20 protein-coding genes are annotated in these 22,345 nt (G+C 65.4%); 4 read left to right on the top strand and 16 right to left on the bottom strand.

Annotated features, from left to right (window positions below; all coding sequences use genetic code 11):
- Positions 1-9: 9 nt before the first annotated feature.
- From LRP30_RS14725 to LRP30_RS14800, 16 genes are all read right to left on the bottom strand, one after another.
- Entirely contained in the window at positions 10-1,032 is a 1,023-nt protein-coding gene (locus LRP30_RS14725) for a molybdopterin cofactor-binding domain-containing protein (protein WP_128934757.1), read from the bottom strand.
- Positions 1,032-2,621 (bottom strand): molybdopterin cofactor-binding domain-containing protein, encoded by a 1,590-nt coding sequence (locus LRP30_RS14730; protein ID WP_249760791.1) that lies wholly within the window; start codon positions 2,619-2,621, stop codon positions 1,032-1,034. The genes LRP30_RS14725 and LRP30_RS14730 overlap by 1 nt, the downstream gene beginning before the upstream one ends.
- Before the next feature lie 9 nt (positions 2,622-2,630).
- The gene (locus LRP30_RS14735; RefSeq protein ID WP_128934755.1) at positions 2,631-3,107 is read right to left on the bottom strand and encodes a (2Fe-2S)-binding protein; all 477 of its coding nucleotides are present in this window, start codon (positions 3,105-3,107) and stop codon (positions 2,631-2,633) included.
- Positions 3,108-3,119: 12 nt separating this feature from the next.
- Positions 3,120-3,938: an FAD binding domain-containing protein gene (locus tag LRP30_RS14740; RefSeq protein ID WP_249760792.1), complete on the bottom strand. Its 819-nt coding sequence runs from the start codon at positions 3,936-3,938 to the stop codon at positions 3,120-3,122.
- 2 nt (positions 3,939-3,940) lie between these two features.
- Entirely contained in the window at positions 3,941-4,384 is a 444-nt protein-coding gene (locus tag LRP30_RS14745) for an SRPBCC family protein (RefSeq protein WP_128945467.1), read from the bottom strand.
- A gap of 2 nt (positions 4,385-4,386) precedes the next feature.
- Entirely contained in the window at positions 4,387-4,824 is a 438-nt protein-coding gene (locus LRP30_RS14750; protein ID WP_128939213.1) for an SRPBCC family protein, read from the bottom strand.
- Between the two features lie 10 nt (positions 4,825-4,834).
- Positions 4,835-7,738 (bottom strand): flotillin family protein, encoded by a 2,904-nt coding sequence (locus LRP30_RS14755; protein WP_249760793.1) that lies wholly within the window; start codon positions 7,736-7,738, stop codon positions 4,835-4,837.
- A gap of 25 nt (positions 7,739-7,763) precedes the next feature.
- A complete protein-coding gene (locus LRP30_RS14760) occupies positions 7,764-8,597 on the bottom strand; it encodes a phosphoenolpyruvate hydrolase family protein (RefSeq protein WP_128945466.1) in 834 nt (277 codons plus the stop codon).
- Positions 8,598-8,600: 3 nt separating this feature from the next.
- The gene (locus LRP30_RS14765; protein WP_249760794.1) at positions 8,601-10,811 is read right to left on the bottom strand and encodes an ABC transporter permease; all 2,211 of its coding nucleotides are present in this window, start codon (positions 10,809-10,811) and stop codon (positions 8,601-8,603) included.
- Positions 10,804-11,586: an ABC transporter ATP-binding protein gene (locus LRP30_RS14770; RefSeq protein WP_091887608.1), complete on the bottom strand. Its 783-nt coding sequence runs from the start codon at positions 11,584-11,586 to the stop codon at positions 10,804-10,806. The genes LRP30_RS14765 and LRP30_RS14770 overlap by 8 nt, the downstream gene beginning before the upstream one ends.
- Positions 11,579-12,661: a branched-chain amino acid ABC transporter permease gene (locus LRP30_RS14775; protein ID WP_249760795.1), complete on the bottom strand. Its 1,083-nt coding sequence runs from the start codon at positions 12,659-12,661 to the stop codon at positions 11,579-11,581. The genes LRP30_RS14770 and LRP30_RS14775 overlap by 8 nt, the downstream gene beginning before the upstream one ends.
- Position 12,662: 1 nt before the next feature.
- On the bottom strand, positions 12,663-13,673 hold the full coding sequence (locus LRP30_RS14780; RefSeq protein WP_249760796.1) for a branched-chain amino acid ABC transporter permease: 1,011 nt from the start codon (positions 13,671-13,673) through the stop codon (positions 12,663-12,665).
- 195 nt (positions 13,674-13,868) lie between these two features.
- Positions 13,869-14,696, bottom strand: a complete 828-nt coding sequence (locus tag LRP30_RS14785; RefSeq protein WP_128934747.1) for an AraC family transcriptional regulator — start codon at positions 14,694-14,696, stop codon at positions 13,869-13,871.
- 119 nt (positions 14,697-14,815) lie between these two features.
- A complete protein-coding gene (locus LRP30_RS14790; protein WP_128934746.1) occupies positions 14,816-16,066 on the bottom strand; it encodes an ABC transporter substrate-binding protein in 1,251 nt (416 codons plus the stop codon).
- A 204-nt stretch (positions 16,067-16,270) separates the two neighbouring features.
- Positions 16,271-17,005: an SDR family oxidoreductase gene (locus LRP30_RS14795; RefSeq protein ID WP_249760797.1), complete on the bottom strand. Its 735-nt coding sequence runs from the start codon at positions 17,003-17,005 to the stop codon at positions 16,271-16,273.
- 10 nt (positions 17,006-17,015) lie between these two features.
- Positions 17,016-18,056: a LacI family DNA-binding transcriptional regulator gene (locus LRP30_RS14800; RefSeq protein ID WP_249760798.1), complete on the bottom strand. Its 1,041-nt coding sequence runs from the start codon at positions 18,054-18,056 to the stop codon at positions 17,016-17,018.
- 192 nt (positions 18,057-18,248) lie between these two features.
- On the opposite strand from LRP30_RS14800, the gene LRP30_RS14805 reads away from it, so the two are divergent.
- From LRP30_RS14805 to LRP30_RS14820, 4 genes are read left to right on the top strand one after another with little or no spacing between them, the layout of a single operon-like run.
- On the top strand, positions 18,249-19,550 hold the full coding sequence (locus LRP30_RS14805) for a sugar ABC transporter substrate-binding protein (RefSeq protein ID WP_249760799.1): 1,302 nt from the start codon (positions 18,249-18,251) through the stop codon (positions 19,548-19,550).
- A gap of 59 nt (positions 19,551-19,609) precedes the next feature.
- On the top strand, positions 19,610-20,497 hold the full coding sequence (locus LRP30_RS14810) for a sugar ABC transporter permease (protein ID WP_128939222.1): 888 nt from the start codon (positions 19,610-19,612) through the stop codon (positions 20,495-20,497).
- Positions 20,498-20,501: 4 nt separating this feature from the next.
- Complete coding sequence (locus LRP30_RS14815) at positions 20,502-21,329, top strand: carbohydrate ABC transporter permease (RefSeq protein WP_249760800.1); 828 nt, start codon at positions 20,502-20,504, stop codon at positions 21,327-21,329.
- 9 nt (positions 21,330-21,338) lie between these two features.
- Positions 21,339-22,343 (top strand): zinc-binding dehydrogenase, encoded by a 1,005-nt coding sequence (locus LRP30_RS14820; protein WP_249760801.1) that lies wholly within the window; start codon positions 21,339-21,341, stop codon positions 22,341-22,343.
- Positions 22,344-22,345 lie beyond the last annotated feature (2 nt).

Raw genomic sequence — 22,345 nt, forward strand, 5'->3', positions numbered from 1 at the left:
ACGATACCTCTAGCGCCGCGCCTGCGGCCGTGCGCCGCCCTGGGCCTTGATCGCGCGCAGCACTTTCTCGGGCGTGATCGGCAGATCGTCGATGCGCACGCCGACTGCGTTGAAGATCGCATTCGCCACGGCCGGCAGTACCGGGTTGGCGCACATCTCGCCGGGGCCCTTGGCGCCGAAGGGACCATCGGGAGCAGGACGTTCCAGCACCGCGATATCGTGCGGGCAAATATCGCCGGGGCCTGGCATGAGATATTCGACGAAGTCGCGCGGCCCATGGCTGGGGTCGGGATAGTAAGGCTCGGGAGTCTCGTAGAGTGCGTGGCTGACGCCCATCCAGGCGCCGCCGACCAGCTGCTGCTCGACAAGCCGTGGGTTGAGTGCACGGCCGAGCTCATACGCGGAGTCCATCCGGACCATCGCGACCTCGCCGGTCTCGTCGTCGACCTCGACTTCGGCGACGAGGCAGGCATGGGCATAACACGTTGCCGGTGACATCTCTCCGGTTTCGGGGTCGACGTCGGACAGCGGGACCAGGAAGATGCCGCGACCCGAAATGGTCTTGCCCTGTTTGAACTGCGCGGCGATCGCGACATCCTTGGTCGAGATCGAGCGATGCGGCGCGCCTTTGACGTGGATGTTGCCGCGCCCGTCAGTCTCGAGGTCGGCCGCATTGACTTCCAACTCCTCGGCCGCCGCCTCCATCATCACGCCGCGCGCTTCGCGGGCGGCGGCCATCACGGCGTTGCCGACGCGATGGGTGCCGCGCGAGGCGAACGAGCCCATGCAATGCGGACCGGTATCGGAGTCCGCCGTGTCGACATAGACGTCCTCGACCGGTACGCCCAGCGTCTCGGCGCAGATCTGCCGCGTCACCGATTTCATGCCCTGGCCGAGGTCGATCGACGACAAGGCCACCGTGAACTTGCCGCTGGGATTGGAATGCACCAGCGCCTGGCTGGGATCGCCGCCGAGGTTCATGCCGATGGGATAGTTGATCGATGCCATGCCGCGCCCGCGATGCCTGGTCATTAGCGCCTCCTGGTGCCGAAGACGGAGGAGAAGCGGGTGGCGCCGTGCGATGGCGCGGCCGGGCGCGGCGGAGGAGGTGGCGGTGCCGGCGGAGGTGGTTCGCGCGGTGGCTCTCTTGTCGCGGTCATGGGCGCGCGGTCATAAGTCGTGCGCTGCTGCGCGGGCGCGGCCGGCCGCGCGCGCGGCTCCGTCGTCGGCGGGATCGCGGCGCGGCTGCCGCCGCCATCCTTGCGGGAGGAGGCGCGCCTGAACTCGTCGCGGATCGGCCATTTGGCCTTTTCGGCAGCGACCTGAACGCATTCGATCAGCGCCGTGTTCTTGGCCTCGCGCCGGTGCGCCTTCATGTCGCCGTCGCGATAGGCGTTCAGAATCCGGAACTCCATCGGATCCATGCTGACGAGGTTTGCGAGCTTGTCCATCTGGCATTCGATGGCAAAGTCCATCGCGGTGACGCCGAAGCCGCGCATAGCAGTCGCCGGCGTGCGGTTGGTGAAGACGCAGTAGACGTCGCCATAAACGTTCGGGATGGTGTAGGGGCCCGGCAGATGCGCCGCGCATTTCACCGCGGCGTAGCTTGAGAGGCGCGTATAGGCGCCGCTGTCGAAATAGGCACGGATCTTGCGCGCAACGATACGGCCGTCGCGCATCACCCCATCCTTGATGTAGATGCGCTCGGCGCCGCGGGGCGGGCCGTATTGCATCTCTTCCTCGCGACCGAACACGTAGCGCACGGGACGCCCGGTCAACATGGCGCCGAGAATGGCGAGCGGCTCGGTCAAGGTATCCACCTTGCCGCCGAAGCCGCCGCCGACGGTGCCGCCGATGAAGTGGAAGGTGTTGGACGGCACGTCCAAAATCTTGGCGCAGGTGTCGACCGAGAAGAACAGCGCTTGCGTCGACGTGTAGACGACGTAGCGGCCGTTGGTCTCGGGCGCGGCAATCGCGCCATTGGTCTCCGTCGGCGCGTGCTCGATCGGCGACATCTGGTAGCGCTGTTCGAGCACGTGGTCGGCGCTCGCGAGCGCCGCGTCGGCATCGCCGAACCGCAGACGCTGGTGATCGTAGACGTCGTGATAGATGAAGGCGTTCTTCGGATAGGTCTCGTTGACCACGGGGGCGCCGGGCTTCAGCGCATCCTCGACGTCGAACACGGTCGGCAGCGGTTCGTAGTCGATCCTGACCTTTGCGATGGCCTCAAAAGCCTCGCGCTCGCTGTCGGCCACGATGGCAAGGATCGGCTCGCCCTTGTAGCGGACCTTGTCGACGGCCAGCGACGGCTCGTCGTCCTTGCCGAAATTGATCAGGCTCAGCAGCGTGTTGAGATTGACCGGAACGTCCGCACCGCGAATGATCCGGCGCACGCCGGCCGAGCGTTCTGCCTCCGTGGTATCGATGTGGCGCAGCCTCGCATGGGCTTGGGTCGAGCGAACGACCTTGAGGTGCAGCATGCCCTGGAGCTTATGATCGCCAAAATAGCTCGACGTGCCCGTGATGTGACCGAGCATGTCCTGGCGCTGTGTGCCCTTGCCGATCTCTTTGAGATTGTCGTCGCGCTCGTCGGCGAAGATGTCCTTGCGTAGTTCCAGCATGGTCTGACCTCAGGCGCTGGCCCGGCCGCCTGCGGCGACGAGGATGGCATTGATGATCGGCTCGTAGCCGGTGCAGCGGCAGATGTTGCCGGAGATCGCCTCGATCACGTCGGCGCGGCTCGGGGAGGGATTGCGGTCGAGAAGCGCCTTTGCGGCCATCAGCATGCCCGGTGTGCAATAGCCGCATTGGGCGGCAAAATTGTCGGCGAAGGCGCGCTGGAGCGGGTGCAGGTTCGGGCCCTGCTTGAGGCCGTCGAGCGTTTCGACGGAGCGGCCGGCAACGGTCTCGGCGAGCGTCAGACAGGAGAGGTGGAGTTCTCCGTCGATCAGCACGCTGCAGGTGCCGCAGCCGCCCTGGCCGCAACCGAATTTCGGCGTCATGTCGCCGATCAGCTCGCGTAGGGCGACCAGCAGGTTGGTGCCGCCATCGACGAAGATAGCGACGTCGCGGCCGTTGTGACGAAATTGCAGAGGCGTCTTGGACATGGTGATCCCAGTCTATTCCTGGCCGGACAGCAAACGGCGGAGATGGACGCCGACGATCTCGCGGCGATACCAGGCGCTGCCGAGCGCATTGTCGGCGGGCGATGTTCCCTCGACTGCGGCAGAGGCGGCAGCATTGATGTTCGCGGCATCGAGCGTGCGTCCTTCGAGGGCACGTTCCGCGGCCTTGGCGCGGATCTTGGTCGGCGCCATCGAACCGAGCGCAATGCGAGCACCGGCAATGCGCCCGCCGCTGACCGGCAGGTGTGCGGCCAGCGTGATGACCGAGCCGCCTTTCGGCTTGATCCGGGCAACCTTGCGGTAGCGAAAGGCCTCAGCGCTGGCCGGTCGGGTGCATGAGACCGAGAGCACCAGCGCGCCGGATTGCCGCTCGCGCGATTGCAGGAACTCCTCGATCGCGATGTCGCGGGCGCCGAAGCCGCCTTGCACTGCGACCGTGGCGTCGAGCGCCAGCAGCGCCACGGTGAAATCGCCATAGGGGTTTGGCGCGAACAGATTGCCGCCGACAGTGCCCATGTTGCGCACGGCAGGGCCTCCGATCGAACGGGCGGGCGCGTGCAGGAAAGCGAGGTCGCGCTCGCCGAGAATTCTCGCGAACGTGACGCCGGCGCCCAGCGTGATTCGCGGTCCGGACGCATCGATCCGGGTCAGCGTCTGGTCGCTGGCGCGGACGACGGTCGAAATCGAAACGTCGCCCTCGTTGAGCGCTCGCATCACCAGCGTGCCGCCGCCGAGATAGCGTGCGCTGCGATCTGAGGATATTGCCCCGGCCGCTTCGCCGGCGCTGGCAAAGGTTTTTACGGTCACAGCCATGGCTAGGCGGCCTCCTTCAGATGGCGGCGGATCGCCTCGAATCCCGCCTGGTAGATGTCTTCCGCGACCATGTGGGTGATGCGGTCCTTGTCCTCGGGCTTCGTGGTGAAGCGCGATTCCCAATGCCAGAAAGTGCGGTCGCCATCGGTCACCGGCAGCAGGCGGACATGGGCGACGTAATTGAACATCGGGATCGGGGTATCGAGCAGGCAATAGCTGAAGGTCTGTTCGAGGTCGGAAAGAGCCAGCAACTGTTCGCGCAGCTCGGAGCCGTCCTTGAGCTTGAAGCGCCTGACGCAGCCGATCTTGTCGGAAGTCTGAGCGCGTTCGATCGAGGAGGTCGCAACCGCCGGATGCCAGCGGTCGTGCCCGTTGAAATCGCGCAGCACGTTCCATACCGCATCGGTCGGTGCGCTCAGGATCGTGCTCTTGACGATATGCGGCACGGCTAACCTCCGAACACGCGCTTCAGGGCATCGAAGCCGCCCTGGAACACGCCGCCGCCGATGTTGCTGACGAGTTCGGTCTCGCGCTCCGGCGCGCAGTCGAACTCGGCGGTCCATTCCACAAAAGTCTGGTCGCCGTCGGTGACGGGCGTCAGCCGCAAGGTCGCGACGTAGTTCTCGACACCCATTGGGGATTCCAGGATCGAGTAGGTGCAGAACATATCGTAGTCGGAAAGGCCCAAGAGCTTCTCGCGGATGCGGTCGCCGTTGCGCAGGCGGAAATCCCTGACGCAGCCGATCTTGTCGGCGGGCTCGCCGCCCTCGATCCGGCTTTCGGCGATGGCCGGATGCCAGTTCGGCAGACCGTTGAAATCGCGTACCCGCGCCCAGACGCGGTCGTTGCGGGCGTTGACGACGGTTGAGACGTAGACGCGGGCCATGGGTCGGACCTCAGCTCTTCTTTCGCGGCCCGCGCTCGGCCGGCGGCTCACCGCCTTCGGCCGCAGGCGGGGAGGCCGCCGGCTTGTCGCCGCCGCCACTCTTGCGCGCGGAATCCTTGATGCCCTGCATGTCGCGGGCCTCGCGGATCAGGCCCGGCATCTTTGCAAGACTGCCACCCTCGACGCCGATGTCCGACAGGATCGAGTCGATCAGCGGCGCCTGGACGCGGTAGCGCAGCGCCGAATCGATCACCTCGTCGGTGGCGCTGCGGCCGCCATTGCCGTTTCCGTGTCCGTTGCCGTTGAGGCCGTCGACCTGGAGGATGCGGATGCCCTCGATCTTCTCCATCGGCTTGACGCTCTCACGCACGATGCCTTCGATGCGGTCGAGCAGCTTGCGGCGGAACAGCGAGTAGCGCGCCTGGTCGGTGAGCACGTTCTCGGCCTCGTTGAGCATGCGCTGCGCCTCGGCCTCGACCGCGGCGCGCACGCGCTCGGCCTCGGCCGCGATCCGCGTCTCTTCGGCCTGCTTCTCGGCGAGCAGCACTTCGACGGTCTTGCGGCGTTTTGCGATCTCGCTCTCGCGCGCGGTGACCACGCGCTCGGCGGCTTCAGTCGCCCGCATGCGCGCTTCCTCGGCGGCGGCGCGTGCCGCCGACTCCTCCAGCGACTTCTGATGGATGGCGATGGCCTTCTCCATCAGCACCGTCTCGACGTCCTTTTCGCGATTGACTTCGAGCTTGCGCAGCTCGCGCTCGCGGCCGATGCGGGCTTCGTCGAGGCCGCGATCCGACGCGATGCGAGCGCGCTCCACTTCCTCGCGGGAGGCGATTTCGGCTTCCTGCAAGGATTGCACGCGAGCGACCTCGAGCTGCTCGATGGCGCGCCGCCGCTCGATACGGGCGGCTTCCAGCGCCTGCTCGCGCGAGACGTCGGTGGTCTCGACCTCCTTGCGCGCGACGATCTCGGCCTGACGGACCTGGCGGTCGGCGTCGATCCGCTCGGACTTCTTGGTCGACAGCGCGATGACGCGGTCCTCATCGGCGATCTCGATCGCCTTCTTCTGCTCGATGTTGAGCACTTCGCGCTTCTTCGAGGAGTTGATGCGCTCGGCCTCGAGCGCCAGATCGACCGTGATACGCTGGCGCTCGATGGCGTCGCGCCGCTTCAGTTCGGCCGCTTCCAATACGCCGGTCCGCTCGATCTCGAGCGCGCGGGTGTCGCGCTCGGCCTGGATCCGCTCGGCCGCAACCGCCTTCTCCTGGGCGATGCGGGCCGCCTCGATCGCCTCGCGCGAGGCGATATCGGCTTCTTCGACGGCGCGGTTGCGGGCGATCTCCAGCGAGCGCACGCGCTCCTCCTGCGCGATGCGCGTGGCCTCGGTCGTCTCGCGCGCGGCGATGCCGGCGACGTCCAGCGCCTGGTTGCGCTCGATCTCGAGTTGCCGCGTGTTCTGCTCGGCGGCGATGCGCTCGGCGGCGAGCGTCCGCTCGCGGGCGATGCGGGCGGCTTCGACCGCGCGCTGAGCCTCGATCTCGGCCTCCTGGATGGTTCGCACCTGCTGGATCTCGAGCGCGCGAGTGCGTTCGTCCGAGGAGATGCGCTCGACATTGACCGTCATGGTTTGGGCAATGCGGGCCTTCTCCGTTGCCTCGCGCGCGGCAATTTCGGCCTCGTCCACGGCGCGCGTGCGTTCGATCTCGCGGCGCCTGGTCTCTTCTTCGTTGGCAATGCGGGCGTCGGTGACGACTCGGTCCTGCTGGATCCGCGCCTTCTCGATCGCTTCGCGCGCGGCGATCTCGGCTTCCTCGACCGTGCGCATCCGCTCGATCTCGCGTTGGCGCACCTCGCGCTCCGAAGCGATGCGGCTGGTGTCGATCGAGCGCTGGTTGGCGATCCTTGTCTTCTCGATCTCTTCGCGTGCCAGCAGCTCCTTCTCCTCGATGGTGCGAGTCCGTTCGATCTCCTTCTGGCGGGTCTCGCGCTCGGAGGCGATGCGGGCCTCGGCGATCGCCTGGTCATTGGCGATACGGGCGCGCTCAATGGCCTCGCGGGCGGAAATCTGCGCCTGTTCGGCCTCGGTCTCGCGCAGCGCGCGTTCGCGGGCGACTTCCGTGCGCTGGAGCGCGCGGCGCATCTCGATGTCGCGCTCCTGCTCGAGGCGCGCGGTCTCGCTCTCGCGCTCGATCTCGAGTGCCTGTCGCTCGGCTTCCAGATTGCGGGAACGGATCTTGATCATCGAGTCCTGCTCGATGTCGTTGCGCAGCTTTCGCTTGGCCTCGATATCCTCCATCAGGCGGGTCAGGCCTTCAGCGTCGAACCGGTTCGAGGGATTGAAGAACTCCAGGTCGGTCTGATCGAGATCGGTGATCGCGACCGATTCCAGCTCGAGGCCGTTCTGGGCGAGGGCCTCGGCTGCATTGGTCTTGACGCGTGCGACATAGTCGCCGCGCCGCTCGTGCATCTCCTCCATGGTCATTTCGGAGGCGACCGAGCGGATCGCGGAGATGAACTTGCCGGCCAGCAGCGCATGGAGCTGCTCGGGTTCCATGGTGCGGCGGCCGAGCGTCGCGGCCGCAATCGAGACCGCCTCGCGGGTCGGCTGCACCCGGACGTAGAAGTCGGCCTCGATGTCGACGCGCATACGGTCGCGGGTGATCACGGCGTCCTGCCTGGAGCGGACGATGCCCATCGGCAGCACGTTCATGTTGACAGGCGTGTAATCGTGGATGAACGGCAGCACGAAGGCGCCGCCATTGATCACCACGCGTTCGCCGAGGAAGCCGGTGCGGACGAACGAAATCTCCTTGGAGGAGCGATGGTAAAGCCAGTTCACGATGTAGACGCCAACCACGATCACGACGATCGCGACGATCAGCCAGAGGATCAGTTCACCGACCAATATCCCCGACATCTTTCCCTCCCTCGTACCTTCGGCGTTACCGCGCGCCGATCGCCTTGAATTGACGCACCTGTTCCGTCAGCGCCCGCTCCACGGGCAGTCGCTCCATCGAGGAGGCGCCGTAGAAGCCATGGCAATGACGGGTGTTCTTCATGATGAAATCGGCGTCGGCGGGATCTGCGATCGGGCCGCCATGAGCCAGCACCAGGATGTCCGGATTGACGCTGAGCGCAGCGGACGCCCAGGTGTCGATCTGCGCCGGACAGTCCTTGAGCTTCGGCGCGGTCTGCGCACCGATGGAGCCGCCGGTCGTCAGGCCCATGTGACAGACGATGATGTCGGCGCCGGCGATCGCCATCGCGGCGGCCTCCTTCTCGCTGAACACATAGGGGGTGGTCAGCATGTCCTTGTCGTGCGCCTTGGCGATCATGTCGATCTCCAGCGCATAGGACATGCCGGTCTCTTCGAGATTGGCGCGGAACGTGCCGTCGATCAGGCCGACGGTCGGAAAGTTCTGGACGCCGGCAAACCCGAGCGCCTTCAACTGGTCGAGAAACACGTCCATGTCGCGGAATGGGTCGGTGCCGTTGACGCCCGCCAGCACCGGCGTCCTGGCGACTACGGGCAGCACTTCGTTCGCCATTTCCAGCACGATGGCGTTGGCATCGCCGTAAGCCATCAGACCCGCGAGCGAGCCACGGCCGGCCATCCGGTAGCGGCCGGAATTGTAGATGACGATGAGATCGACGCCGCCGGCTTCTTCGCACTTGGCTGACAGACCGGTGCCGGCGCCGCCGCCGACGATCGGCTCACCACGCCTTGCCATGTCGCGAAACGTCTTCAGGAGCGCTGCGCGTTCAAACCTCGCCATCGGTCACCTCGCTACTCTTCGGCGCGCCCCGGCGCGGCCGAACAGGGTCCGGAACGCACCGACTATGGCGGCGGCGAACTCGGGATCGTTGATGTTCTTCGGCGCGCGAATGAGCTGGCGGTTGCCGGTCTGCCGCACAGTGCGCTCCAGCGTGCGGAACAGCGCGGCATCGGCGTCCGGATCCCAGAATGGCTGGCCGCGCGCATCGAGTGCGGACACGCCGCCCTCGGGCAGGAAGAAGCGCACGGGGCCGTCCATCTGGTTGAGCCGTTCGCCGATCCAGCGGCCCATGCGCTCATTCTCTTCGGCAGTGGTCCGCATCAACGTCACCTGCGGATTGTGGACGTGAAACTTGCGGCCGCGGTAACGTTCGGGAATGGTGTCGGGCGCACCGAAATTGACCATGTCGAGCGCGCCGACCGAGCCGACATAGGGCAGGCGGCTGCGGATGATGGCGCCAAAGCGGTCTTCCGTCGCGGGAAACACGCCGCCCATGAGCAGATCGCAGACCTCGGTGGTTGTGAGGTCGATGACCCCGGCGAGCTGCCCGGAGTCGACGAGCTTCTCCATGGAGCGACCGCCGACTCCGGTGGCATGGAAGACGAGACATTCGAAATCGTCGCGCAGCTCCGCTGCGATCCTCTGCACCGCGGGCGTGGTGACGCCGAACATGGTGATACCGACCGAGGGCAGGCCGCCGGTCTCGCGCGCCGTTGCGGCGCGCGCATCGAGCCGCGCCTTGACCATGCCGGCGAGCGCATTGGCACCGTTGGCCAGCACCGCGCGCGAGATCGAGTTCAGCCCCTGTACGTCGGTGACCGAGTACATCATCGTGATGTCGGCGGGGCCGACATAGGGCCCGACATCGCCCGAGGCGACGGAGGAAATGATCAGCTTGGGCACGCCGACGGGAAGCGCGCGCATGCCCGGGGCGACGAGCGACGCCGCGCCCGAGCCGCCGGCCGAGATCACGCCTGCGACATTGCCCTGGCGCCGCAGCCAGTTGGCAAACGCATCAGCCATCGCGGTCACGGCGGCCCCGCGATCGGGACCGAACACAGCGGAGCCGCCGCGGCCGTGGTTGAGGGCGATCTCCTGCGCAGAGACATCGCACGACGAATGCTTGCCACTGGTCGAAACATCGACCAGCCGGGTGCGCAGGCCGCTTTCCGCGATGATGTCGCGGATGAAGCGCAGCTCCTGGCCCTTGGTGTCGAGCGTGCCGACGACCAGCACGATGGGTGGACCGGCGGCCTGCGCCGCCAGCGGCTCGCGCTTGCGCCGCGTCGTCTCGTCAAGCCGCGCGATTTGCGTCGAGAGCGTGCGCGCGGCGGCCTCGATGCGGGCGATCGGCGCCGGTTGCGACCATCGGGTCGGGAGCGTCGGGTTGGAGATGTAGATGCGGATCGGTCCGTCGCGGCGTGGCGGCGGTGCCGGCTTCGTGTCGTCAGCGGATGCGGCGACGTCGATATCCGGCTCGAGCTCGGCGTGGAGCCCGACGCCGAGCAGGCGCTGCTCGAGCTCGCGGTCGGCGGCGAGGCGGGCGGAGTCGATGATGCGGTTGATGCGGCCGTTGACCATGATCGCGACGTTGCGCGAGATCGCGGTGGCAACGCCGATGTTCTGCTCGATCACGAGCACGGACATGTCGCCGTCCTCTCCTAGCCGCAACAGCATCTCCTCGACCTGCGCCACGATGACGGGCGCTAGCCCCTCGGTCGGCTCGTCCATGATGAGGAGATGCGGATTGGTGAGCAGCGCGCGCGAGATCGCCAGCATCTGCTGCTCGCCGCCGGAGAGCTGGCCGCCGCCGTGATCCTTGCGTTCGGCCAAACGCGGGAAAGTCTCGTAGATGCGATCGACGGTCCAGGCGCCAGGCCGCAGGCCGCCGGCGAGCCGCAAATGCTCGTCGACGCTGAGCGAGCGCCAGAGACGGCGTCCTTGCGGCACATAGCCGACGCCGAGCCGGGCGATCTGCGCCGGTGCCCGCCGCGTGATGTCCTCGCCGCGGACGCGGATCGAGCCGCCGCTCACGCCCACCAGACCCATGATCGCCTTGCACAGCGTGGTCTTGCCCATGCCGTTGCGGCCGACGACGGAGAACACGCCGCTCTCCAGGGTGAGATCGACGCCTTGCAGGGCGTGCGAGTGGCCATAGTAGACATCGAGGCCGCGGACCTCGAGCGCGGCCTTGCTGCGGCGGACCTCATTCATGGCCGCCTCCGAGATAGAGCTCCTGCACCTCGGGATCGGATTGGATCTCCTGCGGCAGGCCTTCCTTGAAGATGCGGCCGTTGTGCATCATCGTGACGCTTTCGACGACGCGTAAAGCGACGTCCATGTCGTGCTCGATGATGATGTAGCCGATATGCGCCGGCAGTGAGGTCAGGATCTCGATCAGCTCGGCCCGTTCGGTCGGCGACAGGCCGGCCGCCGGCTCGTCGAACAGGACGAAGCGCGGTGCGCCCGCAAGCGCGAGCGCGATCTCGAGCTGGCGCTGCTGGCCGTGCGCGAGCTCGGCCACTCGCTGGTCCTTCACGGCGGCCAAATGGACGGCCTGCACGAGATTGTCCGCCGCATGCATCAGGGCATCGTTCTGTCCCGGACGCAGGAACGAGAAGCGTCCGCGCGAGACGCCGCGGCAAGCGAGATAGACGTTGTCCTGCACTGTGAGACCGGGGAACAGCGCCGAGATCTGATAGGTCCGCCGCAACCCGCGCCGGATGCGTTCATAGGGCGGGAAGTGCGTGACATCCTCGCCGAAGAAGCGGATGGTGCCGGAGGAGGGCGGGAAGTCGCCGGTGATGCAATTGAACAGCGTGGTCTTGCCGGCGCCGTTCGAACCGAGCACCGCGCGCCGCTCGCCCGGACGCACGGTGATGGTGACGTCGGTCAGCGCTGCCAGCGCGCCGAACAGACGCGTCACGCCGCGCAGCTCCAGCGCGGCACCGGCACCGACGGCGGAGAGGCGTTGAGCGACGCTATCCATGGCGGCGCCCTCCACCGGAGCGGTCCGCGCTGCGGCGCTGACGGTTGCGCCAGCGCTGCCATAGGCCAATGACGCCGTCCGAGGACCAAAATACGATGGCGAGGAAGCCGAGCCCGATTAGCAGGCGGAAGCGGTTGCCGTCGAGCCCAAGCCTGACCAGGAAGTCGAGTGCGAAGGTGCGCAGCAGCACGAAGATCAGCGCGCCGATGAAAGGCCCGATCGGGCGCGTGATGCCGCCGACGACGGCGATGATCAGCACGTCGATGCAGGCGCCGACGCTGACCGACCCTGGCGAGATCTGCCGGTAGTTCCAGACCTGGAGCACGCCGGCCAGCGCGGCCACGAAGGAGGCGAAGGCGTAGGCCGCGACGCGGTGCGCATTGACGTTGAAGCCGAGCGCAGCCATGCGCCGCGGATTGTCACGCACACCCTGAAGAGCAAGACCGAAGGGAGCGCGGGAGAGATATTCGACCGCGAAATAGCAGAGCGCGGCGACCGCGAGCACGACGTAATAGAAGGGTATGTCGGCGCGCCAGTTCACGCCCCAGAAGTGCGGGGTGGCCACGGTGTTGATGCCGGTATGGCCGTTGAAGATCGCCCAGTTCTGGTTGGTGAAATAGTAGAAGGCCGCGCCGATCGCGAGCGTGATCATGATGGTATAGATGCCCTCGGTGCGGACCGCGAGCGCGCCGCCGAGCGTGCCGAAGGCGGTTGCCAGCGCCAGGGCCATCGGGACCGCGAGCCACCACGGCCAGCCCAGGCTGATATTGGCGTTGCCGCTGACGCCGAACACCGCGACCATGTAGGCCGAGAAGCCCGCGATGGTGAGCTGCATCAGGCTGACCATGCCGCCATAGCCGGCGAGGAACATCAGGCTCAGCGCCATGGTGCCGAGGATCAAGGTGGAGGCGAAGATCTCGATCAGGAAGAAGCCGCTCGCGATCAGCGGCATGATCAGGAGAATGATTGCCACGATCCAGGCGGCGGGATTGTTGACCTCCGGCCATGTCCCTGCCGGGCGCTGCGCCATTGTGGCGGGAGGAACGGCAACGCGGGCATCGTGGGCGAGCGACATCTCAGCGCCTCGCCAATAGGCCTTGCGGCCGGATCGCCAGCACCAGCACCATGATCAGGAAGGTCACGACGATGGCGTAGGTCGGGATGTAGACCGAGCCAAGCTGTTCGGCGAGGCCGATGATCAGCGCGCCGAGCGCGGCGCCGGGGATCGAGCCCATGCCGCCGACGATCACGACGACGAGGGAAGCCAGCAGGAAGCGGATGTCCTCGCCGGGCGACAATGACTGGAAGGTGCCGCCGACCACGCCGGCGATGCCGGCAAGTCCTGCGCCGAAGGCGAACACCAGCACGAAGACGAGCTGGATGCGCACGCCAGTCGCGGCAAGGATATCGCGATCATCGACGCCGGCGCGGATGATCATGCCGATCCGTGTGCGGTTGAGCGCGAGCCACATGGCTACGCCGATGATCACGGAAGCGGCGAAGATCACGAGCCGCACCAGTGGATATCTGAGATAGACCGGCTCGCCCGAGGATTTGATCGCGGTGATCAGCGGCAGCTCCACCGGGCCGATCAGCCAATTCGGCGTCTGGATCTGATAGAAGTCGCCGCCGCAGGCCCACAGCATCAGGTCGGCGAATACGATCGAAAGCCCGATCGTCACCATGGTCTGCCTGAGATCTTGTCCCTCCATCCGGCGGAACACGATCACCTGGAGCAGGATGCCGACCAGGGCGGTCAGGATAAAAGCGACGATGAAGCTGAGGATCCAGGAGCCGGTCGAGGCGCTGATGGCGTAGCCGACATAGCCGCCGAACAGATAGAGCGAGCCGTGCGCGAGATTGACGTTGCGCATCAGGCCGAAGATCAGCGTGAAGCCGCTGGCGACGAGGAAGTAGAGCCCTCCGAGCGTGATGCCGTTGAAGACGGCGTTGAGGAAGACACGCTTGCGGCCGATGGCCTCTTCGAGGCCCGGCGGCCAGACCGCGAAGATCAGCCAGAGCCCGACGGCAATGGCAATGATTGCGATCAGCGCCCAGGCGGGATGGCGTTCGACAAAGCGGCTCACGTGCGCCGCCCGTTCGCCCAGGCGGCACGCCGAAGGCTCATCGAGTGTAGGTCAGACAGCCTCGCAGCGGCTGCGTACCTCGCCATGGGCGAACGTCCTCCCTGGACTCGCAATCCTCTAGCGGGATCGCGTTGCCCACATCCTAGCCGGGCTGCGAGGAGGACATTTGATCGTGAGTATCTTTTCGCGCACCGATCAGGCGCGCAAAACCTTGGCCGCACGACGATAATCTGTCGGAGCCATCCCGACATTGGCGGCGAAGAAGCGGGTGAAGCCGCTTTGCGAGGAGAAGCCGAGATCGAAGCCGATATCGGCTATCGGCGCCTCGCTCGCCACCAGCGCTTCGAGCGCCTGTTCCATGATCAGCGTGTTGAGATAGAGGTTCGGCGTGACGCCCGTCTGGACCCGGAACAGCCGGTAGAAATGCGGCCGAGACAGACCGGATTCCCGCGCAATCGTATCGAGCTCCATCTCGGCCCCGGGACTCTCCGACATCAGCCTGATGCATTTGCGCACACGGAAGTCGGTCACGGCGCCATTGGCGCGCGGATCGCGCGCGATCTCAGCTTGCTGCCAGCTTTCGTCGTAGCAGATGTCGATCAGCCGCCGCAGCTCGGAATCGAGGCTGGAAAGCGATGGTGCGCCGCACACGAGCGCGGCGGTCCGCCTGATGTGCTTGTCGAGCGCAGGCGTGCGCCTGAATTGGGTGCGGCCGAAACGCATGCGATCGGAGCCGGATGCATCTGGCGCAAACCATTCGGCATTGACGTACAGCACGAAGAAGATCGCGCCGCCGTCGAGATCGGCCGGCAGGAAGTTATGCGGCTCCCATGGATTGACGGCGACCACGGAGGATTCGGTGAGATCATAATGCCCGTTGGAGACATCGATGCATGCCGGCATGCCGCCGACATGGAAGATCAGATGACCTTCACGATGGGCGTGAATATTGAAAGGGCGGTTCAACTGATAAACCGTCGCCCGGCCGAAGCGGCCGTGGAAGACGGCGAGCGCACGGCTCATGCCTTCCCCTCCCGAATGTTCTTGTCTTTTCGGCCAGCGTTCAACAACGCCGACGAGATTGCAAGAGCGGAGAGCGACCGCGTCAGCAAGTCGCTCTCCGACTGCGCAGGCGTGATGCGTCAGTACTTCTTACATTCCGGTACTGTGCGGCCCGGCAACCCGATCTTGGAGAACACGGCCGGATCATAGCCGAGCGTCTGGTTCACGTTCGGGATCACCTTCACGACCTTGCTGAACAGCGCGCCCTTGCCGTCATCGACGACTTCGGTGACGAAGTTGGTGCCGATCGCCTGTCGGTTGGCGTCGAGCTTGATCTTGCCGTTCGGCGCATCGAGCTCGATCTTCGCCAGTGCTTCCTTGAATTTCGCCTGGTTGTTGGAGAGGTCGCCATTGACCTGACGCAGTGCGAGGATCAGCGCCATGGTTGAACCATAGTAGTTGGTCGCGAGCAGCGACGGGCTTGGGAAGCGCTTGTTGGGCGGGAAGGCGTCCTGATAGGCCTTCACGAACTTCTGCCAGCCCGGATCCTCCCAGGTATCGGCCTGGCCGCTCGCAGCGATGGTGCCGATCAGCGCGTTCTTGGCGTTGCCCTTCGACGACAGGATGGTCTGGTCGATCATGATGGAACCGCCCATCAGATGCGCCTTGCCGCCGGCTTGCTGATACTGATTGAGGAAGTTGACGGCATCCGCGCCGCCGAGCCCGAGATAGATGGCGTCGACGTCGTCGGGCAGGGCGGCGATGACGGAGGCGAAATCCTTCGTTCCGAGCGGCACCCATTGCCGGTTGGTCACCTGTCCGCCCATGCCGCAGAACTCGAGCACCAGCCCGAACACCTGGGTGTAGATAAAGGAGTAGTCCTCGCCGACGGTTGCGATCTTGCGATACTTCTTTTCCTCATAGGCGTATTTGCCGAGGCCGACCTGCCACTGCGCGCCGTCCATGTTGTAGCGGAAGAAGTTCGGGGCCGGATCGACATAAGTCGTTTCCTGGGCGCCGGAGGCCGCATTGATGAAGGTCAGCTCTGGGTGAGTCTTCGCAAAGTTCTTCACCGCGATGCCCTCGTCGCCGGAGAGCGGCGACAGCAGGATCTGCACCTTGTCTTGCTCGATCAGCTTGCGCACGGCGCGCACGGCGGAGTCCGGCGTTGCATCGGTCGAGGCCACGATGAATTCAAGTTCCTTGTCGCCGACCTTCTTGCCGAGCACGTTGAGGGCGGTCTGATGGCCGCGCATGCCGTCCTCGCCGAGCACCGTGTAGGTGCCTTCGAGCGTTGCGGTCACCCCCACCTTGATCTTTTCCTGCGCGATCGCGGCGCCTGAAAGAAACAGGCTGCTCAGCGCCAGCAGCCCCACACTGCATTTCGACATTGTGCTCCTCCCTGTGTCGTCGATTTGTCGCCGCGCCGGACCGGCGCTGCGCCCGCAGCTCGAAGGGCTCGCGGATTTGACGGGGAGGCTAGCCGAAGTCGCATGCGGTGCATGCGTGGACGCCTCGTTCGGCTTGACGGGCAGTCTCATTTTGGATGTTGCGGCGCAAATGGTTTCGCGGTGCAACAGGTCTGGGATGCGGGGTCATCCCGCGAGGAATCCCCCGTCGACCGCGACCACGGTGCCGGTCGCATATTGCGAAGCCGGCATGCACAGAAAGGCGACGGCCCCGGCGATGTCCTCCGGCTGTCCCCAGCGCTTGAACGCGGTCCGGTCGGCAATGCGCTGATAATGGGCACGGTCGGTGCGGCCGGCGGCGTTGATCGCCGTTTCGATATAGCCGGGTGCCACCGCATTGACGCGGATGCCTTCGTCGGCCCACTTCAAAGCCAGCGCCTTGGTCAGCATCACGACGCCGCCCTTGCTGGCGCAATAGGCGGGAATCCGTGGCAGCGCCAACGTCGCATTCATCGAGGCGATGTTGACGATCGAGCCCTTCGTCTCCACGAGCCGCGGGTGGAACGCCATGCAGGTCCGGAACGTGCCGGTGAGATTGACGTCGAGCACCTTCATGAAGGTCTCGATCTCGAATTCCTTGTCGCGCGCGAGAATGCCGGCGCAGTTGACCAGCGCGTCGACGCGCGTGTGCTGCCGCGCGAAGGATGTGACGGCAGCATCATCGGTGACATCGAGCGTTGCGAGTGTGAGGCCGGTGCGTGGCTTGAGCAGGGTGCGGGCAAGATCGGCCTCGTTCGCGCCGGTTGCGGTCACCGTCGCGCCGAGGTCGCAAAACTGGTTGCTGATCGCCGCGCCAATGTCGCCGGCGCCGCCGATCACGACGGCATGAAAGCCGGTTGCGAGGGAGAAATTCGAATTCATCGGGACTGTCTCACTTCAGCGATTTCGGAGGCGGAGCCGTCGATTCGCGGACCACTAGCGAGAAGTCGATTTCGCGATGCATGATGGTCTGCTCACCGGCGAGGCTGCGCACCAGATATTCTCCGGCGCGCTGCCAGGTCTCTGCGGTCGGGACGTGGATCGTGGTCAGGCTCGGCCGCAAATGGCGGCTCCAGTCGAGGTCGTCGAAGCCGACCACCGACAGATCGCGCGGCACGGAGAACCCGTCGCGCTCCGCCTCGAGCAGCACGCCATAGGCGATGACGTCGTTGCCGCACACCACGGCCGTCGGACGGTCTTTGAGGTTGAGGAGATAGCGCGCCGCCTCGCGTGCGTCGTCCAGCGTATAGGGCACCTCGACATGCCATTGCGGCGGAAGCTCGAGCCCGTTCTCGGCCAGCGCACGGCGAAAGCCTGCGACGCGGGCGCTGGCGCGGTCGTTGTTGCGCTGGAGTGCCGAGACGATCCCGATGCGGCGATGGCCGAGCTCGATGACGTGCGCGGCGGCGCGATGGGCGGCTGCCTCGTTATCGGTGCCGACGCAAGGGTAGGGCCGGTCGGGCTGGTAGATGCCGACATTGATGAACGGCACCGTGTTGTCGGCCAGCAGTTTGCGCAATCCGTCGTGATGGCAATCGCCGCGCAGCACGAGGCCGTCGACACCGCGGCTGATCAGGTTGCGCGCCTGCTGCAATTCGACATCGAGATCATATCCGCTCGTGGTGAGAAACAGCATGTACCCGACCGAGGAGAGATATTGCTGGAGCGAGGCGATGCCGCGCGCGAACATCGTGTTGTCGATCGTCGGCACGATCGCGCCGAGGGTGCGTGAGCGTCGCGACGACAGGATGCGCGCCGGTGCATGCGGGATGTAGCCCAGCGCGTCGATGGCCTGTTCAATGCGCGCACGCAGGGATGGGCTCACCGCATCGGGATTGTTGAGAGCGCGCGAGACCGACGCCGTCGACACGCCGGCGCGGGCCGCCACGGCGCGGATGCCCTGTTTCACGGACTTGGCGTTGGTCAGTCTCATGAATGTAACGTTACATCCTGCGTGGTGAGCCGTGAAGTCACGAAGATGATGCAAATCTGCCGCAGATTGTGACGCCTGTCCATCGCTTGACACCGTGGATGTGAGGTCTAGATTGTAACCGTTTTCAAGTGGTGCTCAAACGTGTTCAAAAAGGTCCGCCAGCTTAAGGCGGCCAGCCGGGAGGAGAGTTCGATGAAGGCTAGGATGCTCGCGACCCATGTCGCGTTGCCCGTTCTCGCGATTGCGGCGGCCAGTGCGCAGGCGCACGCGGCCGATTTCGACTGGATGAAGTTCAAGGGCAAGACCGTCACCTTTCTCGCCAACAACAATCCGGTCGCGCAGGCGCTGCTGACCTACAAGGCCGATTTCGAGAAGCTGACCGGCATGACCCTGAAGGTCGACGGCTATCAGGAGCAGCAGATGCGCCAGCGCCTGGTCACCGTCATGAACGCGAACAGCGACGAGGTCGATGTGTTCATGACGCTGCCCTCGCGCGAGGGCGAGCAGTTCGCCGCCGCCGGCTGGTACGGTGATCTCACCGCGATGGCCAAGAACGAGGTGGCCAAGGAATACGATCCGGCAGGGCTGAGCCAAGCGCTGCTGAAGGCCGCAACCTTCGGCGGCAAGTTGACCAGCATGCCGATGAACATCGAGGGTCCGATCTTCTATTACCGCACCGACATCTTCAAGAAGTGCGGCATCGAGCCGCCGAAGACCATCAAGGAGGTCGAAGCAGCCGCCGCGAAGATCAAGACCTGCGACAGTGCGGTGACGCCGTTCGTCTCGCGCGGTCTCAAGCCCGCGGTCGCCTATACCTTCAGCAACATGCTGCACAATATCGGCGGCAGCTACATTGCCGGCGGCAAGTCGAACCTCTGCTCGGCCAAGGGCAAGGAGGCGCTCGACACCTATAGCCGGCTGCTGCGCGAGTTCGGACCGCCCGGCGTCGTCAACTACAGCTTCCAGCAGATTTCCGCGCTCTATCGCGGCGGGCGCGCCGCGATGGCGTTCGAATCCTCGAATGAATTGCGCACGGTGATGGACGGCGGTGCGCGCCTGAAGGACACCGGCCTGTTGCCGTTCCCGGCGGGCGAGGCCGGCCAGGTGCCGACCACGATCGGCTGGGGCATGGCGGTGTCCTCGCATAGCAAGCAGCCGGAGGCGGCCTGGTACTTCGTGCAATGGGCGACCAGCCCCGAGGTGCAGAAGAAGATGGCGCTCCAGGGCATTGCCCCGCCGCGTCCGTCGGTCGCCAAGGATCCCGACTATCGCAAGTGGATCGACGAGGAGCCGGTCCGCAAGGAATGGCAGGCCGCGCTCGACGTGCTCGCCACCAAGGGCTCGTCCGAGGTCGGCTATCCCATCGTGGCGAACCCGGAATCGCGGGAGTTCATCGGCCAGGCGGTGCAGGATCTGATCCTGAAGCAGAAGCCGATCGATCAGGCCTGCGCAGATGCCGACAAGGCGTTGGATGCGCTGATCGCCCAGAAGTAATCGCTTGCTGCCGGCAGGCTTGCCTGCCGGCACCTCGTCATTTTCAAGGAAACGCACGCATGTCTGATGCGGCTGCGACACTCACGCAGGACCGGCAGAAGCTGGAAATGTCGGTGCTTTCGGCACCGGCCGTGATCTTCACGGTCGCGATGATCGCGTTTCCCGTCGTCTACACGGTCTGGCTCGGCTTCCAGAATTTCTCCTCGACCGGCAAGCAGTCCTTCGCCGGCCTTGCCAATTATTCCAAGCTGGTCTCCGACTACGAGTTCTGGCACGGGCTGTGGGTCACGATCGCGCTCTATGTGCTGTCACTGGTGCTGCAGCTCGTCTTCGGCGTCTGGCTCGCACTGGTGTTGTTTCACGCCAAGCGCCTGCCGGGGATCGTGCGCTCGTTGTTCATCTCGCCGTTCATGATGCCGCCGGTGGTGGCGGGCATGATGTGGCTGGTGATCCTCGATCCCTCACTGGGGGCGGCCAACTACATCCTGCAATCGTTCGGCCTGCCGCCATCGGAGTGGCTGGCCTCGCCGTCACTCGTCATTCCGACGGTTGCTCTGATCGACAGCTGGCAGTGGACGCCTTACGTCGCCTTGATCGTGCTGGGGGGCCTGCAATCTCTGCCGCCGAGCGTCTATGAGGCCGCGCAGATCGACGGCGCATCCCCGTTCAGGACCTTCCAGCGCATCACGCTGCCGCTGCTGCTGCCCACCATCGTCACCGCGGCGATCCTGCGCAGCGTCGATCTCCTGCGCTTCTTCGACATCATCTACATCACCACCCAGGGCGGTCCGGGGAACGCGTCGAATACGCTCAATATCTACGGCTTCCGGGTCGGCTTCGAGTTCTTCAACATCGGCTATGCCAGCGCCTTGATGCTGACGCTGACGGCGATCGTGTTCGGCGCGGTGCTCGCCTTCAACCGCCTGCGCGGCGCAGTCGCCTGGTGACGCGATGACGGACGCTGCCAATACCGACCGCTGGATCCGCTGGCTCAACCTGGTGCAGCTCGTGCTCGCCGGGATCATCATCATGGCGCCGACGGTCTGGATGGTGCTGTCTTCATTCAAGCCGTCCTTCGAGGTGACGGCCTATCCGCCGACGCTGATCTTCACGCCGACCTTGGATAATTATGTCGAGCTGACCAAGACCACGCCGTTCCCGAGCTATGCGCTCAATAGCCTCATCGTCACCGTCGGCTCGACCGCGCTTGGACTGCTGTTCGGAATCCCCGCCGCCTTCGCGGTCTCCTGGACCCGAATTTCGTGGCCGGCGATCCTGACGCTGGCCGCCCGCATGGCGCCCGGCACGCTGTTCCTGCTGCCATGGTACGTCATGTTCCGGCAGGTCGGCATGATCGGCTCCTACACCGCGCTGATCCTCAGCCACGCGGTCATCACGTTGCCGATCGTGATCTGGGTCCTGCTGCCGTCCTTCGACGGCATCCCGCGCAGCGTGTTCGAGGCCGCGCAGGTCGATGGGTGCAGCGTCACGCGCATCCTCTGGCGCATCGCGCTGCCGCTGGTGGCATCCGGCGTCGCCGTCGCGGCGATCCTCGCCTTCGTGTTCTCGTGGAACTACTTCCTGTTTGCGCTGGTGCTCTCCAACGGCGACACCAAGACGCTGATCGCGGCGGCCTTCAACTTCATCGGCGAAGGCTCGACGCAATGGGGCGCGCTGATGGCCGCGGCGACGTTGATCGCGTTGCCGCCGCTGGTGCTGGCAGCTCTCGTGCAGCGCTGGCTGGTCTCCGGGCTGACGCTCGGTGCGGTGAAAGGTTAGGTATCTGAAATGAACTTGTCACCTCGTCCCAATTCGATCATGCAGGCCGCGGTCTTTCACGGCAACGACCGCATCACCATCGAGCGTGTGGCGATGCCCGATGTCGGTACCGACGAGGTGCTCGTGCGCGTCTCGCGTACCGCGCTGTGCGGTTCGGACTTCAAGCTCTGGCACAAGGGCGCCGAGTTCACCGCGGGCCACGAGATCTTTGGCGTCGTCGAGCAGCCCAGTCATCGCCTGCACGGCCGCCGCTGCGCAGTCTATATCCCCTTGCACTGCGATCATTGCGCGGCCTGCAAGCGCGGCGACACCCAGATGTGCCTTGAAGTCTCCAGCCTGATCGGCTGGAACAGGCCGGGCGGCTATGCCGAATATGTGCCGGTGCCGGAGAACTGCCTGCTGCCGGTGCCCGACGATATCGAGGACAGCCTTGCGCCGCTGCTGCTCGACACCATCGGCACGTCCGGCCACGCCGTGCGCTTCGTCGGCCGCGTCGTGCCGCCGGCCGAAGCCGGCCCGGTTCTCGTGATGGGGGCAGGGCCGGTCGGCCTCGGCGTCGTGCTGGCGCTCCGCGCACTCGGCTACGACGACGTCTATGTCGCTGATCCCAATGCCGCGCGCCTCAAGATCGCGCAATCCTTCGGCGCGAAGGCGCACGCCGTCGGCGATACCTCCAGGCGCTTTGCCCTCATCATGGAATGCTCCGGCGCGCATGCGGCGCGCAACCTCGGCATCGAGCTGGTGCTGCCGCGCGGCGCGCTGGTGCTGGTCGGCGAGAACGCCGCGCCCTGGACCATCGAGGAAGGCAAGGTGTTCCGGCGCAAGGATTTCTACATGGTCCGCACCTTCTACTTCCCGGTGTCGGATTTCGAGCCGAATATCGAGCTGCTGCGCAGGTACAAGGACGAATACCGCGTCCTCGTCGATGGCGAGTTCGGCCTGTCGGCTCTGCCCGAGAATTTCGCCCGCTTCGCCAAGGGCGAGCTGATCAAGCCGGTTCTGGCGCTGGACTAAGC

Source organism: Bradyrhizobium sp. C-145 (genome assembly GCF_023375135.1).
Classification (GTDB): domain Bacteria; phylum Pseudomonadota; class Alphaproteobacteria; order Rhizobiales; family Xanthobacteraceae; genus Bradyrhizobium; species Bradyrhizobium zhanjiangense.